The organism is Pseudonocardia acidicola (assembly GCF_012911935.1).
GTDB classification, from domain to species: domain Bacteria; phylum Actinomycetota; class Actinomycetes; order Mycobacteriales; family Pseudonocardiaceae; genus Pseudonocardia; species Pseudonocardia acidicola.
This window is the reverse complement of record NZ_JAAXLA010000032.1, coordinates 1-17,104: the sequence shown is the minus strand read 5'-3', so window position 1 is coordinate 17,104 and position 17,104 is coordinate 1. Positions and strand designations below refer to the sequence as shown.

The following is a 17,104-nucleotide window of genomic DNA, read 5'->3' as shown; positions in this document are numbered from 1 at the left end:
GTGACGGGAACCCTGTACGGCGTCGGCCTGGGCCCCGGCGACCCGGAACTGACCACGATCAAAGCGGCCCGGCTGATCGGCGCCGCCGACGTCATCGCCTACCACTGCGCGCGGCACGGGCGCAGCATCGCCCGCCGGATCGCCGAACCGCACCTGCGCGGCGACCAGATCGAGGAGCCGCTGGTCTACCCGGTCACCACCGAGACCACCGACCACCCCGGCGGCTACCAGGGCGCGATCGACGAGTTCTACGCCGCGGCGGCGCAGCGGCTCGCCGCGCACCTCGACGCCGGCCGCGACGTCGTGCTGCTCGCCGAGGGCGACCCGCTGTTCTACGGCTCCTACATGCACATGCACAAGCGCCTCGCGCACCGCTACCGCACCGAGGTGGTGCCCGGGGTGACCTCGATCAGCGCGGCGTCGGCGGCGCTGGGCACGCCGCTGGTGGAGCGCGACGAGATCCTCACCGTGCTCCCCGGGACGCTGCCGCGCGAGGTGCTCGCCGAGCGGCTCGCCGGCACCGACTCCGCGGCGGTGATGAAGCTGGGCCGCACCTTCGGGAACGTCCGGGGCGCGTTCGCCGACGCCGGGCGCCTCGACGAGGCCTTCTACGTCGAGCGCGCGACGATGGACGGCCAGCGCACCGGCACGCTCGCCGACATCGACCCCGACTCGGTGCCCTACTTCGCGATCGCGCTGCTGCCCGGGCAGGTCGCCGCATCGGTCCCGGGGTCGGACGACCCGGTCGCCAAGTCGTCCGCGGACGACGCCGAGGCAGCGAGCACCGGGGCGCCGACCACCGGGACCGGCGAGGTCGTCGTCGTCGGTACCGGGCCGGCGGGCCGGGACTGGCTGACCCCGCAGGTCGCCGCCGCCCTGGCCGCCGCCGACGACCTGGTCGGCTACGGCCCGTACCTGGACCGGGTGCCGCCCAACCCGCGCCAGCGCCGGCACCCGTCGGACAACCGGGTCGAGGCGCAGCGCGCCGCGCACGCGCTCGACCTGGCCGCGGCCGGACGCTCGGTCGCCGTCGTCTCCGCGGGCGACCCGGGGGTGTTCGCGATGGCCGCCGCGGTGCTGGAGGTGGCCAGCGAGCCGAAGTACCTCGACGTCCCGGTCCGGGTGCTGCCCGGGCTCACCGCGGCCCAGGCCGTCGCCGCGTCGGTCGGCGCCCCGCTGGGCCACGACTACGCGATGATCTCGCTGTCCGACCGGCTCAAGCCGTGGCAGGTCGTGGCCGACCGGCTGGCCGCGGCGGCCCGCGCCGACCTGGCGATCGCGATCTACAACCCGCGTTCGAAGGCCCGGCCGTGGCAGGTCGGCGCGGCCCGGGACGTGCTGCTGGAGCACCGCTCGCCGGACACGCCGGTGGTGCTGGGCCGCGACGTCGGGGGCGCGGGCGAGCGGGTGCGGATCGTCCGGCTCGCCGACCTGGACCCCGAGGACGTCGACATGCGGACCCTGCTGATCATCGGGTCCTCGACGACCCGGGTGGTGCAGCGCGGCGACCGCACCGCGGTCTTCACTCCCCGCCACTACCGCCAACCCTCCTGACTGTCCGCGAGTCGGCAGTTTCGGGAGGGTGAGTCGCCCTTCTCTCCCGAAACTGCCGACTCACCCTCCAGTACCTGCCGACTCGCGGGTCAGGGGTGGCGGACGACCCAGTCGGCCGCTGCGGCGACCGTCGGCACGACGGTCACGCCCGCCGGCAGCGGCGGGCGGGACTGGATCACGACCGGGATGCCGAGCTCACGGGCGGCGACGAGCTTGGCGGCGGTCATGTCGCCGCCGCTGTCCTTGGTCACCAGCACGTCGATCCGGTGCTCGCGCAGCAGCGTCCGCTCGCCGTCCACGGTGAACGGGCCGCGATCGAGCAGCACGTGCATCCGTTGCGGCGCAGGTGGTTCGGGTGCGTCGACCGAGCGGACCAGGAACCACAGATCGAGGTCGGCGAACGACGCCAGGTCCTGCCGGCCGGTGGTGAGGAAGATCCGCTCGCCGAGCGAGGGCAGCAGCGCGGCGGCCTCGGGCAACGTGTCGGCCCACCGCCAGTCGTCCCCCGGCCCGGCCGTCCAGCCCGGACGCCGCAGCACCAGCAGCGCGACCCCGGCCCGCGCGGTCGCCGCCGCCGCGTTCGCGCTCATCCGGGCCGCGAACGGGTGGGTCGCGTCGACGACGGCGTCGACCGCCTTGTCACGCAGCCACCCGGCGAGCCCGTCGACGCCGCCGAACCCGCCGATGCGCACCTCACCCGGCGGCAGCGACGGCGTCCGCACCCGCCCGGCCAGCGAGGACGTCACATGCAGACCCGGCCGGTCGACCAGCACCGCGGCCAGCCGCCGCGCCTCCCGCGTCCCGCCGAGGATCAGCACCCGGCTCAGGACCGGCACCGCGTGTCGGAGTAGAGGTGGCTGTCCGGGAAGTGCTCGGCGGCCAGGGCCGGGCCGACGATCACCACCGCGGTGCGCTGGATGCCCGCCTCGTGCACCGCCCCGGCGATGTCGTCGAGGCGGCCGCGCAGCACGATCTCGTGCTCCCGGCTGGCATGCGCGACCACCGCCGCCGGGCAGTCCGGCCCGTAGTTCGGCACCAGCTCCTTCACCAGCTCGTCGATGCGGTGCACCGCCAGGTGCAGCACGAGCGTCCCACCGGCGGTGCCGAGCGCGCCCAGGCTCTCCCCCTGCGGCATCGGGGTGGCGCGGGCCGCGATCCGGGTGAGGGTCACGGTCTGCGCGACCGTCGGCACGGTCAGCTCGCGGCGCAACGCCGCCGCCGCCGCCGCGTAGGCCGGCACCCCGGGGCACACGTCGTAGGGCACGCCCGCGGCGTCGAGCCGGCGCATCTGCTCGGCCATCGCGCTGAACACCGACGGATCACCGGACGCCAGCCGGGCGACGTCGAGGCCGTGGGAGTGCGCCCGCACCATCTCCTCGACGATCTCGGCGAGTGTCAGCAACGCGGTGTCGATCTTCTGCGCGCCCGGCGGGCAGTACTCGAGCATCTCCGGCGGCACCAGGCTGCCCGCGTACAGACACACCGGCGAGGACGCGATGAGATCGCGCCCGCGGATCGTCAGCAGGTCGACCGCCCCCGGACCCGCACCGATGAAATGAACCGTCACTTCTCCACCGTCCAGATCGTCACCGGCATCGCCGGCCGCCACCCCGTGAACCCGCCCACCGGCGAGGCCCGCTGCACGGCCACCCGCACCAGCGAGCCACCCCACCGGGCATACCCCGCCGCGAGCACCGCCTCGGCCTCCAGCGTCACCGCGTTGGCCACCAGCCGCCCGCCCGCGGGCAACGCGTCCCAGCAGGCCTCGAGCACGCCCTCGCGGGTCACCCCGCCGCCGATGAAGATCGTGTCCGGGACCGGCAGCCCGGCCAGCGCGGCCGGCGCCCGGCCGGTGACGACCTGCAGCCCCGGCACGCCCAGCGCGTCGGCGTTGGCCGCGATGCCCGCGGCCCGGCCGGGATCCGACTCGATCGCCACCGCCCGGCACGACGGGTGCGCGCGCATCCACTCGATCGCGATGCTGCCCGCGCCGGCGCCCACGTCCCAGAGCAGCTGCCCCGGCCGCGGCGCCAGGTGCGCGAGCGTGACCGCGCGGACCTCCCGCTTGGTCAGCTGCCCGTCGTGGTCGTAGGCGTCGTCGGGCAGGCCGGGCACCTCGCCGAGCGAGCGGGTCCCGGGGGCGGCGCGGCACGCGACCGCGACGACGTTGAGCGGGTCGCCCGGCGGGTGCGGCCAATCGGCCGCGGTCCCCTCGAGGCGACGCTCCGCCGGCCCCCCGAGCTGCTCCAGCACGGTCAGCCGGCTCGGGCCGTAGCCGTCGACGGCCAGCAGCGACGCGATCTGCCTCGGCGAGTCCGCCCCACTGCTGAGCACCAGCACCCGGCGGCCCGGGGCCAGGACGCGGCGCAGCCGGGACGGCGGGCGGCCCACCACGCTGACCACCTCGACCCCGTCGAGCGCCCAGCCCAGCCGCGCGCACGCCAGCGACACCGACGACGGGTGCGGCAGCACCCGCAGCCGCTCCGGTCCGAGCATCCGGGCCAGCGTCGCGCCGAGCCCGAAGAACATCGGGTCCCCGCTGGCCAGCGCGCAGACCCGGCGTCCGGCGTGCCGCTCCACGATCCCCGGCAGCGCCGGTACCAGCGGCGACGGCCAGACGACCCGCTCACCACGGGCGTGCCCGGCGACCAGGTCGAGCTGGCGCCCGCTGCCCAGCAGCACGTCGGCGCCCGCGATCGCCTCCCGCGCGGCGGCGGACAGCCCGTCCCAGCCGTCGGCACCGATGCCGACCACCACCACCGGCGTACCGCGCTCGTCCATCCCCCACCTCTCGCCCGGCGAAGCCCCGGTGCACGCTAATCGCCCGAGCGCCGCTGCGGTGCCGCGATGAGACGTCCCACTCACCCGCCGGGGCGCGCCACCGGGACCGGCGGGTCGAACGCGCGGACCGGCGGCAGCGGGCCGTCGAACCGCTCGACCTCGACCACGGTGTGCTGCCCGGTGCAGCCCTGCGCCAGCGCCGAGGTGCCGACGTCGCGGGTGAGCACGTTCGGATTGCCGTGCACACACAGCGGCGCGTCCTGGCTCGCGTCGAGCGGGTCGTACCAGGCACCGGTGGGCAGCTGCACGACCCCGGCGCGCACGCCGTCGGTGACCCGGGCCGCGGCCAGGCACGCGCCGCGGGCGTTGACCAGCCGGACGACGTCGCCGTCGGCGATGCCGCGGGCCGCGGCGTCGCCGGGATGCAGCCGGCACACCTCCCGATCGCGGATCTTGTTCGCGGCGCTGTGCGCGCCGAAGTCGAACTGGGAGTGCAGCCGGGTCGCGGGCTGGTTGGCCACCAGCCGCAACGGGTACCGCGCGGTCGGGACGTCGGCCGGCGGCAGCCAGGCCGGATGCCCGGGGCAGTCGGGGTAGTCGAAGCCGGCGATGGTCGCGGAGAAGATCTCGATGCGGCCGCTCGGGGTGGGCAGCGCCGCCCCGTCCGGGTCGTCGCGGAAGGCGCGCAGGATCCCGCCGTCGTCGTCACCGACCGGCAGCCGCAGCTGTCCCGCGGCCCAGAACTCCTCGAAGTCCGGAGCCGGCGATCCCAGGTCCGCCAACGCCTTCTGGGTGCGGGAGTACAGGTGCGCCAGCCAGCCGCGCACGTCGCGGCCCTCGGTGAACGCCTCCTCGGCGCCCAGCCGGCGGGCGAGCGCGGTGAAGATCGCGTAGTCGTCGCGGGCCTGCCCGAACGGCTCGGCGAGCCGGTGCATGGCGATCATCAACGGATCGGTGCCCGCGGCGGCGATGTCCTCGCGCTCCAAGGTGGTGGTGGCGGGCAACACGATGTCGGCGTGCCGGGCGGTCGCGGTCCAGGCCGGCTCGTGCACGACGAACGTGTCGACCCGGCCGAGCGCGCGGCGCAGCCGGTCGAGGTCCTGGTGGTGGTGGAACGGGTTGCCCCCGACCCAGTAGAGCAACCGGGTGTCGGGGTAGGTGTGCCGGCGGCCGTCGTAGTCGAACTCAGCGCCCGGATTCAGCAGCATGTCCGCGATCCGGGCCACCGGGATGAACGCGCGCACCCCGTTGACGCCCTGGCGCAGGGTGGGCACCGGGACCGCGTTGCGGGCGCGGCCGTAGTGCGCGAGCGAGCCGAGGGCGTAGTTGTAGCCGCCGCCGGGCAGCCCGATCTGGCCGAGCATCGCGGCCAGCACCACACCCATCCAGACCGGCTGCTCGCCGTGCTCGGCCCGCTGCAGCGACTGCGCGACGGTGACCAGGGTGCGCCCGGACGCGATCCTCCGGGCCAGCGCGACGATCTCGGCGGCGTCCAGGCCGGTGATCCCCGCCGCCCACGCGGCGTCCTTGGCCACCCCGTCGGAGCGGCCCAGCAGGTAGCGCTCGAACGTCGGCCAGCCCACGCAGTACCGGTCCAGGAACGCCCGGTCGTGCCGTCCCTCGACGGCGAGGGTGTGCGCCAGCGCGAGCATCAGCGCGGTGTCGGTGCCGGGCACCAGCGGCAGCCACTGGGCGCCGATGTCCGGCGGCAGGTCGTCGCGCAACGGCCCGACCAGCACGAACCGGGTGCCGCGGGCGGCGGCTGCGCGCATCGCGCCGTGCTCGACATGCCGGCTGACCCCGCCGGCGCCGACCGCGGAGTTCTTCACCGCCATCCCGCCGAACGCCAGCACGGTGTCGGTGTGCGCCGCGACCTGCTCCCAGGTGATGTTGCGGCGCACCACCGCCTCGAACGGGCCGAGCACCCGCGGCAGGATCACCTCGGCGGCACCGGCGCTGTAGGTGTTCACCGAGTACGCGTAGCCGCCGATCGCGGCGTTGAGGAACCGGTGCAACTGGCCCTGCGCGTGGTGGAACCGCCCGGCGCTGGCCCAGCCGTAGGAGCCGCCGAACACCGCCGCCGGGCCGTGCTCGTCGCGCACCCGGGCGAGCTCGGCCGCCAGCCGGTCGAGCACCTCGTCCCAGCCGACCTCGACGAACCCGTCGCGGCCGCGCCGGTCGTCCGGGCCCGGGCCGCGCTCCAGCCAGCCCCGGCGCACCATCGGCGCCGCCACCCGGGCGGGATGCGCGACCGCCGCCGGCAGGTTGCCGAGCACCGGGGACGGGTCCGGATCATCCGGGTGCGGACGGACCGTCAGCGTTCCGTCGCGCCAGTGCCCGGAGAACGCGCCCCAGTGCGAGCTGTGCGGCAGGTCGGTCATCGGCGCTCCTCACGATGCGTCCGGGCGCCCCACGGTAACCGGCGGCACCCGCCGGGCCGCGGGATTTCGCCTCCGTGGACCCGCGCCGCACGGCCGCAGCTGCGACGATCACGCCATGAGCCGACCGTCCGTGATCGTGTTCGACGTCAACGAGACCCTGTCCGACCTCACACCGCTGGCCGACCGCTTCACCGACGTCGGCGCCCCGCGCCACCTGGCGCCGCTGTGGTTCGCCTCGGTGCTGCGCGACGGCATCGCGCTGGCCGCCCTCGGCGATTTCGCCACCTTCGCCACCCTCGGCCGCGAGGTCGGCCGGTCGCTGCTCACCACCGTCGAGCTCGTCGAGGATGTCGACGCGGCCGTCGAGCACGTGATGGAGGGTTTCCTCGCGCTGCCCGTGCACCCCGACATCCCCGACGGCGTGCGCACGCTGCGGGCGGCCGGCCTGCGCCTGGTGACCCTGAGCAACGGCGCCGGCGCGGTCGCGGAGCGGCTCCTCGGCGCCGCCGGCCTGCGCGCGGAGTTCGAGCACGTGCTCTCGGTCGAGGACGTCGGCATCTGGAAGCCGTCGGAGCGGGTCTACCGGCACGCGGCGACGACGTGCGGCACCGACCCGGCGGACATGGTGATGGTCGCGGTGCACCCGTGGGACCTGAACGGCGCCGCCCACGCCGGGATGCGCACGGCCTGGATCAACCGGTCCGGTGGGGTCTACCCCGGTTACCTCCCGTCGCCGACCTACACGGTGACCGGGCTGCCCGAGCTCGCCGCGGCGCTCGCCGGCTGACGCCGGCAGGGACGTGGCGCAGATCATCCGGGCGCGCCGGTTCCGCGCTCCACAACGGACACTGCGCGGTGGCAGGTTGAGCGCATGCCCGAGCCAGACCCCGAGCCGGCGGCCGGCGAGGACACCTTCGGGGCACGGGCGGCCCCGCCCGTGCCCGCGCTCCGCACCGAGGGCCTCGGGCTGCGGACCCGGCACGGCTGGGTCTTCACCGATGTCACCGTCGAGCTCCCCGCCGGCGGGCTGCTCAGCGTGCACGGACCGGCGGGCAGCGGCCGGTCGATGCTGTTACTGGCCCTGGCCGGGCGGGCCGCGACGACGGCCGGGCGGCTGACCGTCGACGGTGCCGAGCGGCCGGCCGCGATCCGGCGGCGGGTCGCGGTGGCCCGGATCGGCGGCGCGGTCGACCTCGAGCCCGGGCTGCGGGTGGCCGATCACATCCGCGAGCGGCGGCTGCTGACCGGCGCCCCCGTGACCGACCTCGACGAGGCCGTCGCGGTGCTCGGTCTGACGCTGCCGCGCACGGACCGCGTCGGCGATCTGCTCGCCGTCGACGCGGTGCTGTTCGCGGTCGCGCTGGCCACCATGGGCCGCCCGGCCCTGATCGTCGTCGACGACGTCGAGGCCGGGCTTCCGGCCGCCGACCGGGACCGGGTCATCGGGGCTCTGTTCCGGCTGACCGACAGCGGGATCGCGGTCGCGACGGCAGGGGTGGACCCCGTCGCGGCCGCGGACGCCGTCGTCGCCCTGGACGGGGCCGCCGCCGAGCTCGGGTCCGTCCACGGATGGCAGGAGAGGGGCTGAGCAGGTGCGGATCCTGGGGCTGGCGGTGCTGGAGCTGCGGCGTCTCCGCACCCCGCTGCAACGTGCCGCGCTGGTCTTCGCGGTGTGCGTGCCGCTGCTCTACGGGGCGCTCTACCTGTGGTCCAACTGGGACCCCTACAACCGGCTGAACACGATCCCGGTCGCGGTGGTGAACGCCGACCAGCCGGTCACCGCCGGCGGCAAGCAGGTGGACGCGGGCGGGCTGTTCGTCGCCGAGCTGCGCAAGGACCCGATCTTCGACTGGCGATTCGTCGACGCCGCCGAGGCCGACCGCGGCGTGCGCTCCGGCGACTACTACTTCGAGATCACGGTGCCTGCGGACTTCAGCGCGAAGCTCGCCAGTGGCGCGACCGGCACGCCGCAGCGGGCGTCGATGCAGATCGTGCTCGACGACGCCAACGGCTATGTCGTCGGGAAGATGGCCCAGACCGTCCAGTCCGAGCTGCAGAACAAGATCGATGCGGCGGCGGTGAGCGCCTACTTCCGGTCCGTGTTCGGCAACCTCGACCGGTTGCGCGCCGGCATCGCCGACGCGAGCACCGGGGCCGCGCAACTGCGCGACGGCGCCGGCCAGGCCGGGCAGGGCAGCGCCGCGCTTCTCACCGGGCTCACCCGGCTCTCGGCCGGCGCCGACCAGCTCGCGCCCGGGGCCCGCCAGGTCGCCGACGGCGTCGGGCAGCTCGCGGGCGTCGTCGTCCCGACGGCGAACCGGGTCGCCGACGCGATCCCGTCGGTGACTACCACCGCCGCGCAGGCCGCCGGCACCGCCGCCGACCTGACCTCGACGGCGGCGGCCGCAGCGGCGGCGGTCGGCGGGGACGCCGGCTCGGTGACCGCGGAGCTCGAACAGCTCGGCCGGGACCGGCCCGGCATCGCCACCGATCCCGCCTACCAGCGCGCGCTCGCCGCCGCCCGGACCGCGTCCAGCCGCACCGGCGAGGTCTCGGCGCAGGCCGCGCAGCTGCGCGACACCACGGCCACGGTGGCCCAGGGAGCGCAGGGCCTCGCCGCCGACGCCCCGCGGCTCGCCGCCTCGGTGCGCCGGGCCGCGACGGACGTCCAGCGGCTCTCCGACGGCGCCACCGCGGTCGCCGACGGGGCCGCCCGGCTGGACGGCGGCCTCGGCGGCGCGCTGGCCGGTGCACGCCGGCTGGACACCGGCGTCGGGCAGCTCGCCGACGGCGCCGGCCGGCTCGCCACCGGCCTTTCCGCGACCCCGGGCGAGCTGCCGGTGCTCGGCCCCGAAGCCGAGCAGAGCAACGCGGCCACGCTCGCGTCGCCGGTCGGCATCGGGGTGACCAACCTCAACCCGGCCGGCGTCTACGGCCGCGGCATCGCACCGCTGTTCTTCTCCATCGCGCTGTGGGTGTTCGGCATCGTCGCGTTCCTGCTGCTGACGCCGCTGTCCGCGCGGGCCAGGGCGAGCACGCTGGGCAACGTGCCGGTCGCGCTGGCCGGTTACCTGCCTCCGCTCGCCGGCGCGCTGGTCGCGGCCGGGCTGCTGTTCGCCGTGGTGGACGCCGGCCTCGGGCTCGACCCGGTGCAGGGCTGGGCCACGGTGGGGCTGCTCGCGCTGGGCGCGGCGACGTTCATGGCGATCGCACACCTGCTGCGGGTCTGGCTGGACGGCCTGGCCGGCGCCGTCATCCTCGTCCTGCTGGTCCTGCAGCTCACCACGTGCGGTGGCGTCTACCCGGTGCAGACCCTGCCGGCGCCGTTGCGGATGCTGCACCCGCTGCTGCCGATGAGCTACCTGGTCGACGGGCTGCGGGTGACGATCAGCGGCGGCAGCGGGGCGCACCTGCTGCGCGATGCGCTGGTGCTGCTGGGGTTCCTGCTCGTCACGTCGGGGCTCACCGTCGCCGGGGTCGCCCGCAAGCGGCGCTGGTCGCTCACCGAACTGAAACCGGGGTGGGCGCTGTGAACCGGCGCCGGGACCGCTGTCAGGGAGCCTGCAGGTGGTGGTAGTGCTTGGGACGCAACCGCATCGCATGCACGACGGTGCGCTTCTCGGTACCGCCGTCGACCACGATCTCGAGCAGGTCGCGGTTGGGCCCCAGGCCGATCAGCAGGGTGCGTTCACCCTGGACGACGGTGCGCAACGGCGCGGCGAGCACGCCGCGGATCTCCTCCTCGGAGATCCCGTGCTTGCGGGCGCCCCGGGAGATCTGCACGCCGCCAGGTTACGACGCCGGCGCGACCCGGCCCGGCGCCGGCGCACCGGGCTCCCGCAGCGCCGCCAACAGCTCGGCCTCGACCTCGGCGAACCGCGGCCAGGTCAGCATCCCCACCTCGCGGGGCCGCGGCAGGTCGACGGTGACCTCGTGCCGCACGGTGGCCGGCCGCGGGCCGAGCACCACCACCCGGTCGGAGAGGAACACCGCCTCCCGGATGTCGTGGGTGATCAGCAGGACGGTCCAGCCGAACCGGGCGCGGACGCCCTCCAGCCACTCCTGCATCCCGGTGCGGGTGAGCGAGTCCAGCGCGCCGAACGGCTCGTCGAGCAGCAGCACGTCACGGTCCTGCACCACGGTGCGCAGCAGGGCGGCCCGCTGCCGCATCCCGCCGGACAGCTCGTAGGGGTGCGCCCCCTCGAAGCCTGCCAGCCCGAACGCCGCGAACAGCGGGCGAGCCTTCTCCCGGGCCGCGCGCCGGCGCATCCCGGCGACCTCCAGGCCGAGGGTCGTGTTGTCCAGGATCGTGCGCCACGGGAACAGCAGATCCTTCTGCGGCATGTAGCCGAAGGTGGTGCCGTCGGCCGGGGCGCCGTCGACGAGCACCCGCCCGGCGTCGGGGACGACCAGCCCCGCGAGCACGTTGAAGATCGTGCTCTTGCCGCAGCCGCTGGGCCCGATGATCGAGACGAACTGGCCGGGGCCCGCGCGCAGCGACACGTCGGCGAGCACCGGCAGCTCGCCGTAGGCCTTGGCCAGGCCCTCCACCCGCACCTCACGCACGCCGGCGCTCCTTGCCGTGCCACGGGATCACGAGCCGCTGCACCAGGTAGGTCAGCCCGAACAGGGCGACGCTGATCACGGCCGCGACCACGACGGCGGCGAGCACCAGATCGGTGCGGAAGGAGTTCTTCTGCAGGTTCATGAAGATGCCCAGCCCGGCCGTCGCCCCGACGTACTCGGCGAAGATCGCCCCGGTGACGGCGTAGGTGATCCCGATGCGCAGCGCGGTGAAGAAGTACGGCAACGCGGCCGGCAGCCGCACGTAACGGAACTCCTTCAGCCGGCCACCGCCCATGCTGCGCAACAGGTTCGTGGCCTCCCGATCGGTGGAGGCGAAGCCCTCGATCAGACCGATCGCGATCGGGAAGAACGTCACCAGGGCGATCACGACGACCTTGGGCAGCAACCCGAAGCCGAACCAGATGATCAGCAGCGGGGCGATCGCGATGATCGGCAGCGTCTGCGAGCCGACGAGCAACGGCACCAGGGCGCGGCGCAGCCACGGCGAGAAGTCGACCGCGATCGCGAGCATCCACCCCAGCACCAGCGACACCGCGAAACCGACCGCCGTCACCTGCAACGTCGGCACCGTGTTCGCCCACAGCGCGTCCCGGAACGCCCATCCCTGCTCCCCCACCCGAAGCGGCGAGGGCAGCACCTGCGGTGCGACGTCGCGGTCGGTCACGTACCACTGCCACGCGGCCAGCAGCACGACCACGATGATCAACGGCGGGGCGACGCGGCCGAGCAGCCGGCGCCCCTGCGAACGCGGCGACCTCAGGATGACGCCGCCAGGTACTTGTCGGTGAACCAGGTGGAGAAGTCCGGCCGCGACGTCAGCGGCTTCCCGGCGGAGTCGACGAGCGTGCCGGTGTCGTACAGGAACCCGGAGAACCCGGACCACTGCTGCAGCGTCTGGGTGCCGACCTTGCCGCTTGCGTCCTTCAGGTAACCGGCCGCGAGCATCTGCTGGCTGCGGGAGACGAGCTCGGGGTTGGTGAACGCGCCCGGGTTGGCGGCCTCCAGGTCCTTCGCGCCGCGGGCCGGGTCGTCGGCGGCGAGCTGGTAGCCGCGCTGGGCCGCCTGGACGAACGCCGCGGCCTCCTTCGGGTGGGCGGCGAGCCACGGGGAGTTGCCGATGAGCAGGACGCTGTAGGCGTCCGGGAAGCCGTAGTCGGTGTACTTGAACGTCTTGAGCGGCTCGTTCTGCATCTGGGCCTCGATGCCCTCCCAGGCGACGAACGGCTCGGTGAAGTCGACCTGGCCCGCGTAGAGCGCCTGGTAGGCCGACGACCCGAGGATCACGGTCTTGAAGTCACCCTTGCCACCCGCATCCTTGATCACCGTCTGCATCTTGGGCTGCTCGCCGGGGTTGCCGAACCCGCCGTAGGTCTTGCCGTCGAGATCGGCGGGGCTGCGGATGTCGGACCGGTCCGCCTTCACCGCGATCTCGGTCCCCCAGTGCTGCAGGATCGCCATCACCGACGTGATGTCGGCACCGGCGGCCTTGGAGTAGCTGAACGAGTCCTGGAAGCTGATCCCGAACTCGGCCGCCCCGGAACCGACCAGCGTGTCCGGCGAGGTGCTGTTGTAGGGCAGGAACTCGACGTTCAGCCCGGCGTCGCGGAACCAGCCCTCCTGCTGGGCGACGAACAGGCCGGTGTGGTTGGTGTTCGGGGTCCAGTCCAGGGCGACCCGGATCGTCGCGGGGCCACCCGATCCCGCCGGGCCGCCGGTCCCCCCGGCACAACCGGTGAGCAGCAGGGCGAGGATCGCCAGCAGGCCGGCGATGCGGCCTGCCCGGGGTGGTGAGCTCATCAGGCCGTGCGCAGACACGAGGTCCTCCCTACGCCGGTGCTAACCGGGTCAGGTGCGAACGGTCGACGGCCGGTCCTGCCGCCCTCTCAGCCTCGGTACGTGAGTGCTCCCGCGGGTCGGGCCGACCTTACGCGCGCCGCGGTCGGTACGCCATCAGCGGTCCCGGGCGGGCGCCCGCGATCACGAGATGTCGGCGCGGCGGTGCCGGGCGATCCGCTGGGTGGCCGAGGTGGGCCCCTGGTCGAGGCGCTGACCGGGCCGTTCCGCATGCCGGGCCGGTCGGATGTCGGGGCGCTGCTCCGGCAGCCGCGACGGCCCGTCGGTCCCGGCCACCACCGAGGCCGCCATCTCGGCGATGTCCGTGCCGGCGTTGCGGGCCTGGCTGCGCAGGAACCGGGCCGCCTCCTCGACGTCGGTCCGGTAGCGCTCGGCGAGGATGCCGGTGGCCTGCTCGATGGGGGTCGCGGACTCGAGCTGTGCGGTCAGCCGGGCGGCGGCACCGGAGAGCTGCCGGAACGAGCGGGTGTCCATGAGCCGGGAGGCGAGGATGTCGATCAGCGGCCGGACGGCGTCGGCGTGCCCACCGGCGACCGGCTGGTAGAGCGAGCCGAGCAGCTGCATCCCGCCTGCGGGGCGGCCGTCGATCATCAGCGGCACCACGACGGAGCTGATCAGCCCGGTCTCGGCGGCCGCGGCGGCGAGTTCGGGCGGCCCGATGCGGGTGATGTCGAGCGTGACCACGACCCGGCCGGATCGGATCGCGCTCGGCAGCGGCCCGTTGCCGGTGCGGTGCTGCGCGTCGCCCAGCCGCGCGGCGCCGGTGTCGGAGGCGAACACGCCGTTCGACATCGGATCGGGCGGCTCCGCGACGACGATCACCGCGCCGGACACCCCCAGCGCCACCGGCAGCGCGGTGCAGACTCCGGCCAGCATGGCGCCGACGTCCAGATTCGCGGCCGGGGTGCGGCCGACCTGGAGGGCGAGGCCGACGAGCGCGGAGTCCGCCGAGTGCACAGCCACCGTCCTTCCCGGCGCGCGCGGGAAGGCTCGCGGCGCCGTCGTGTGTGGCGGAAGTCAACCACCGTCCGATCCGGACTCGACACGGACGATCACGATCTAGCCCGAACGGGGGCCGCTAAGATCCCGCCCCCGTCGTCCGGACGGTGGACACGCTCGCTACGGAAACGACACCATTCGGACACCACTGATCTCGTCGGCGATCTCCCGCGCCCGCTGCCAGGTCCCGGGGTCCACGGGCACGCCCTCGGCGAGGTTGCGTGCCCGCGTCGCCCGGGCCCGGTCCCCCGGCACCGTCACGCCCGCGTGACCCGGCGCCGCCGGCAACCCGCGCAACTCCCCGAGGAAGGCCTGCAGCGGGGCCGGGTCGCCTGCACCGAACGCGGCCGGATCGAGCGCGATCACCACGTCACCCTTGGTGCACGGATCGGTGGTGTCGAGCGTGCCCCGCACGTCACGGCCCAGCGCCGTCCCGGTCACCGTGGCCACCAGCGCCTCCAGCACCAGCGACAGCGCATAGCCCTTCGGGCCCCCGAACGGGCTGATCGCCCCGTCCAGCGCCGCGGTGGCGTCCGTGGTCGGGCGGCCCTCGGCGTCGACGACGGCGCCCTCGGGCAGCGCCACCCCCCGGGCCGCGTGGTCGAGTACCTTGCCCCGGGAGATCTGCCCGGTGGCCATGTCGAGCACGATCGGCTCGTCGCCGGTGGGGATCGCGGCGGCGAGCGGGTTGGTGCCCAGCATCGCGGGGGCCGCGCCCCACGGGTGCACGAGCGCCTCGCTCGTCGTGGTGGCCAGCCCGATCACCCCACGCCCGGCCATCCGCTCGACGTAGGGCGCGAGCATGCCCAGGTGCCCGGCGCCGCGGATCGCCGCGACCGCCACCCCCGTCTCCCCGACCCGGTCCAGCAGCGCGTCGACCGCACGGTGGGCGGTGGGCGGGCCCAACCCACCGCGGCCGTCGACGACGAGCACCGACGGCATCCGCCAGCTGAGCTCCGGCTGCGCGTCCGGCGTGATCAGCCCGGCCCGGACCCGGCCGACGAGCACGTCGAGGCGGCGCAGCCCGTGCGAGGCGTGCCCGCGCAGGTCGCCCTCCAGCAGCATGTCGGCCTGCTCGCGGGCGGCCGCCGGTGGCGTCCCGAGGCGCTCGAGCACGCCTGTGGTCAGCCGCCGGTGCTCCTCGGCGGGGACGCGGTGCACGGCACCTTCGACCACGGCTCGGCTCACGGGGTCTCCTCTCTGCCGCCGGGCCGCGCCGCCGACCGGCGCCGCCCCGGGAGCGCGTGCTCCCGGGGCAGCGTAGGCGGGCGCCCCTCAGGTGCCGGCGAGGAAGCCGAGGATCCGCTTGTTGACGTCGGTCGGCCGCTCCACCATCAGGAAGTGGCCGACGCCCTCGATCAGCTCCGCCTGCGACCCCGGTCCGCAGTGCCGTGGCACCTGATCAACCTGGCCCTGGTCCAAGCCGTGGCAGCCGTCCTGGGTGCCGTGCAGGTAGAGGGTCGGCTGCGTGAGGTCGTACCCCCAGGCAGCCCGCTGCTCGTCCATCCAGTCCGGGGATCCGAACCGGGTGGGATCGAACTGGCCCCAGTAGTAGGCGAGCGCGGCCTGCAGGTACTTCGGGTCGCGCACGCACTCCTTCATCCGCGGCAGCTCCTCGGACGCGTCGTAACCCGGGGACCAGTCCGCCCAGATGTGGTCGATGAACGCGAAGTCGTCCGCCGAGACGACGTCCTCGATCACGTGCTGCATCTGGAAGTACCAGAAGTAGAAGGAACGCTTGATCTGCTCGTACCGGCCCAGGTTCACGCCGAAGATGTCGAACGGCGGGATGTTCATGATCACGCACCGGCGCCAGCGGTCGGGCTCCTTGCCTGCGGCGCCCCAGGCAGCGACCGCGCCCCAGTCGTGGGCGATGAGGATCGCGTCGTCACCGCCGCCGAGCGCCTCGTGCAGCGCGATCTGGTCGGCGACCATCATGCTGGTGTGCATGTGGTGTCGGTCGGCCGGTAGCTCGGTCGGCGCGAACCCGCGGTTGAACGGGGCCACGGCGCGGTATCCGGCGTCCGCCAGCGCGGGCAGCAGGAAGCGGTAGGACCACGGCGAGTCCGGGAAGCCGTGGAAGCACAGCGCCAGCGGCCCCTCTCCCATCGCCAGGTACTCGAATCGCAGCTGGTTGGCCCTGACCGAACCCCGCTCGATCTCTGGCATGTCGGTGTCTCCTTCGTCTGCCTGCGGTTCGGGAGCGACGAAGGCATCCGCCCGGGCGGCATCGGCGTGCGGAGCAGCGGACCCCTCGGCCCGGCCGGGACGGACCGGACCACTCCACGATGGACCCGCTCAGGACGTCCCCATACCGCGAGTCGCGCTATTTTCCCCGCGAGTCGCCCCTTTCAGTACCGCGAGTCGCCCGTTTCGGGGGCGCAAGTCGCGAGGTCGTCGTCTGCGGCCTCAGAGCCTGGTCCCCTCGCGGCGACACCCTTCGCACGTGACCGGTCCCTGCGTAGGCGGGCCCGCAATGGTGACGGTCCGGACGCACGCCGGTGGAGCCGGGACGGTAGCGCTCGAGCTGCAGGGGTGCAGGGGGCGCCGTTCGCCGTGGCTGCGACCGGCCACCTCCGCTGCGGCGCGTGTGTGCGACCTCCCGAACCACCGGGGCGGCGGGCCCGGTGCTGACGCCTGACGACCACGAGCTCCTCGTCGTCCCTGACGGACATGAGGCCGTGCTCGCCGCGGGGGGAGCTCCTTGCACATCCCCGCGTCACGGGATTGCGCCGCACGCGGACCTCGTGGGTCTGCTGCCGCGGAGAAGTGCCCTCGCTCACCGAGGAGGGCGACTCGGCCGCGGTACTACCGCGACGCGCGCGGGCCGTCACCGCGACTCGCGGCCGGACATACCGCGACTCGCGCGCGGAGAAGCCGCGACTCGCGCTCCCGGAAGGGGCGACTCGCGGTACTGAAAAGGGCGACTCGCGGGGAGGGGTGGGTGG

At 74.5% G+C, this 17,104-nt stretch carries 15 protein-coding genes; 4 read left to right on the top strand and 11 right to left on the bottom strand.

The window, feature by feature from the left end; translation table 11 throughout:
* On the top strand, window positions 1-1,554 hold the full coding sequence (locus HF526_RS17775; RefSeq protein WP_338051552.1) for a precorrin-2 C(20)-methyltransferase: 1,554 nt from the start codon (window positions 1-3) through the stop codon (window positions 1,552-1,554).
* 89 nt (window positions 1,555-1,643) lie between these two features.
* Here the strand turns inward: HF526_RS17775 and HF526_RS17770 are convergent, their stop codons facing one another.
* From HF526_RS17770 to HF526_RS17755, 4 genes are all read right to left on the bottom strand, one after another.
* Complete coding sequence (locus tag HF526_RS17770) at window positions 1,644-2,381, bottom strand: cobalt-precorrin-6A reductase (protein ID WP_211177412.1); 738 nt, start codon at window positions 2,379-2,381, stop codon at window positions 1,644-1,646.
* A complete protein-coding gene (gene cobM / locus HF526_RS17765; protein ID WP_169382588.1) occupies window positions 2,378-3,121 on the bottom strand; it encodes a precorrin-4 C(11)-methyltransferase in 744 nt (247 codons plus the stop codon). Before cobM ends, HF526_RS17770 begins: the two co-directional genes overlap by 4 nt.
* Window positions 3,118-4,335, bottom strand: a complete 1,218-nt coding sequence (gene cbiE / locus HF526_RS17760) for a precorrin-6y C5,15-methyltransferase (decarboxylating) subunit CbiE (protein WP_169382587.1) — start codon at window positions 4,333-4,335, stop codon at window positions 3,118-3,120. Before cbiE ends, cobM begins: the two co-directional genes overlap by 4 nt.
* Window positions 4,336-4,415: 80 nt before the next feature.
* Window positions 4,416-6,716, bottom strand: a complete 2,301-nt coding sequence (locus HF526_RS17755) for a molybdopterin-dependent oxidoreductase (RefSeq protein WP_169382586.1) — start codon at window positions 6,714-6,716, stop codon at window positions 4,416-4,418.
* Between the two features lie 115 nt (window positions 6,717-6,831).
* On the opposite strand from HF526_RS17755, the gene HF526_RS17750 reads away from it, so the two are divergent.
* The 3 genes from HF526_RS17750 to HF526_RS17740 all read left to right on the top strand — a co-directional run bounded on the left by HF526_RS17750 (window position 6,832) and on the right by HF526_RS17740 (window position 10,249).
* Window positions 6,832-7,503 carry a haloacid dehalogenase type II gene (locus HF526_RS17750; RefSeq protein ID WP_169382585.1) on the top strand — a complete coding sequence of 224 codons (672 nt, stop codon included), beginning with the start codon at window positions 6,832-6,834 and terminating at the stop codon, window positions 7,501-7,503.
* An 84-nt stretch (window positions 7,504-7,587) separates the two neighbouring features.
* On the top strand, window positions 7,588-8,304 hold the full coding sequence (locus tag HF526_RS17745; RefSeq protein WP_169382584.1) for an ATP-binding cassette domain-containing protein: 717 nt from the start codon (window positions 7,588-7,590) through the stop codon (window positions 8,302-8,304).
* A gap of 4 nt (window positions 8,305-8,308) precedes the next feature.
* Entirely contained in the window at window positions 8,309-10,249 is a 1,941-nt protein-coding gene (locus HF526_RS17740; protein ID WP_169382583.1) for a YhgE/Pip family protein, read from the top strand.
* Window positions 10,250-10,268: 19 nt separating this feature from the next.
* Here HF526_RS17740 and HF526_RS17735 read toward each other — a convergent pair whose 3' ends face one another.
* The 7 genes from HF526_RS17735 to HF526_RS17705 all read right to left on the bottom strand — a co-directional run bounded on the left by HF526_RS17735 (window position 10,269) and on the right by HF526_RS17705 (window position 16,325).
* Window positions 10,269-10,499 (bottom strand): hypothetical protein, encoded by a 231-nt coding sequence (locus HF526_RS17735; RefSeq protein ID WP_169382582.1) that lies wholly within the window; start codon window positions 10,497-10,499, stop codon window positions 10,269-10,271.
* 9 nt (window positions 10,500-10,508) lie between these two features.
* Complete coding sequence (locus HF526_RS17730) at window positions 10,509-11,282, bottom strand: ATP-binding cassette domain-containing protein (RefSeq protein ID WP_169382581.1); 774 nt, start codon at window positions 11,280-11,282, stop codon at window positions 10,509-10,511.
* A complete protein-coding gene (locus tag HF526_RS17725; RefSeq protein WP_338051547.1) occupies window positions 11,275-11,994 on the bottom strand; it encodes an ABC transporter permease in 720 nt (239 codons plus the stop codon). Before HF526_RS17725 ends, HF526_RS17730 begins: the two co-directional genes overlap by 8 nt.
* Window positions 11,995-12,059: 65 nt before the next feature.
* Window positions 12,060-13,118: an ABC transporter substrate-binding protein gene (locus HF526_RS17720; RefSeq protein ID WP_338051546.1), complete on the bottom strand. Its 1,059-nt coding sequence runs from the start codon at window positions 13,116-13,118 to the stop codon at window positions 12,060-12,062.
* 162 nt (window positions 13,119-13,280) lie between these two features.
* Entirely contained in the window at window positions 13,281-14,120 is an 840-nt protein-coding gene (locus HF526_RS36965; RefSeq protein ID WP_169382580.1) for an ANTAR domain-containing protein, read from the bottom strand.
* A 156-nt stretch (window positions 14,121-14,276) separates the two neighbouring features.
* Window positions 14,277-15,344 (bottom strand): Ldh family oxidoreductase, encoded by a 1,068-nt coding sequence (locus HF526_RS17710; protein ID WP_169382579.1) that lies wholly within the window; start codon window positions 15,342-15,344, stop codon window positions 14,277-14,279.
* An 87-nt stretch (window positions 15,345-15,431) separates the two neighbouring features.
* Window positions 15,432-16,325, bottom strand: coding sequence for an alpha/beta fold hydrolase (locus HF526_RS17705; RefSeq protein WP_169382578.1), 894 nt, complete (start codon window positions 16,323-16,325; stop codon window positions 15,432-15,434).
* Window positions 16,326-17,104: the final 779 nt, after the last annotated feature.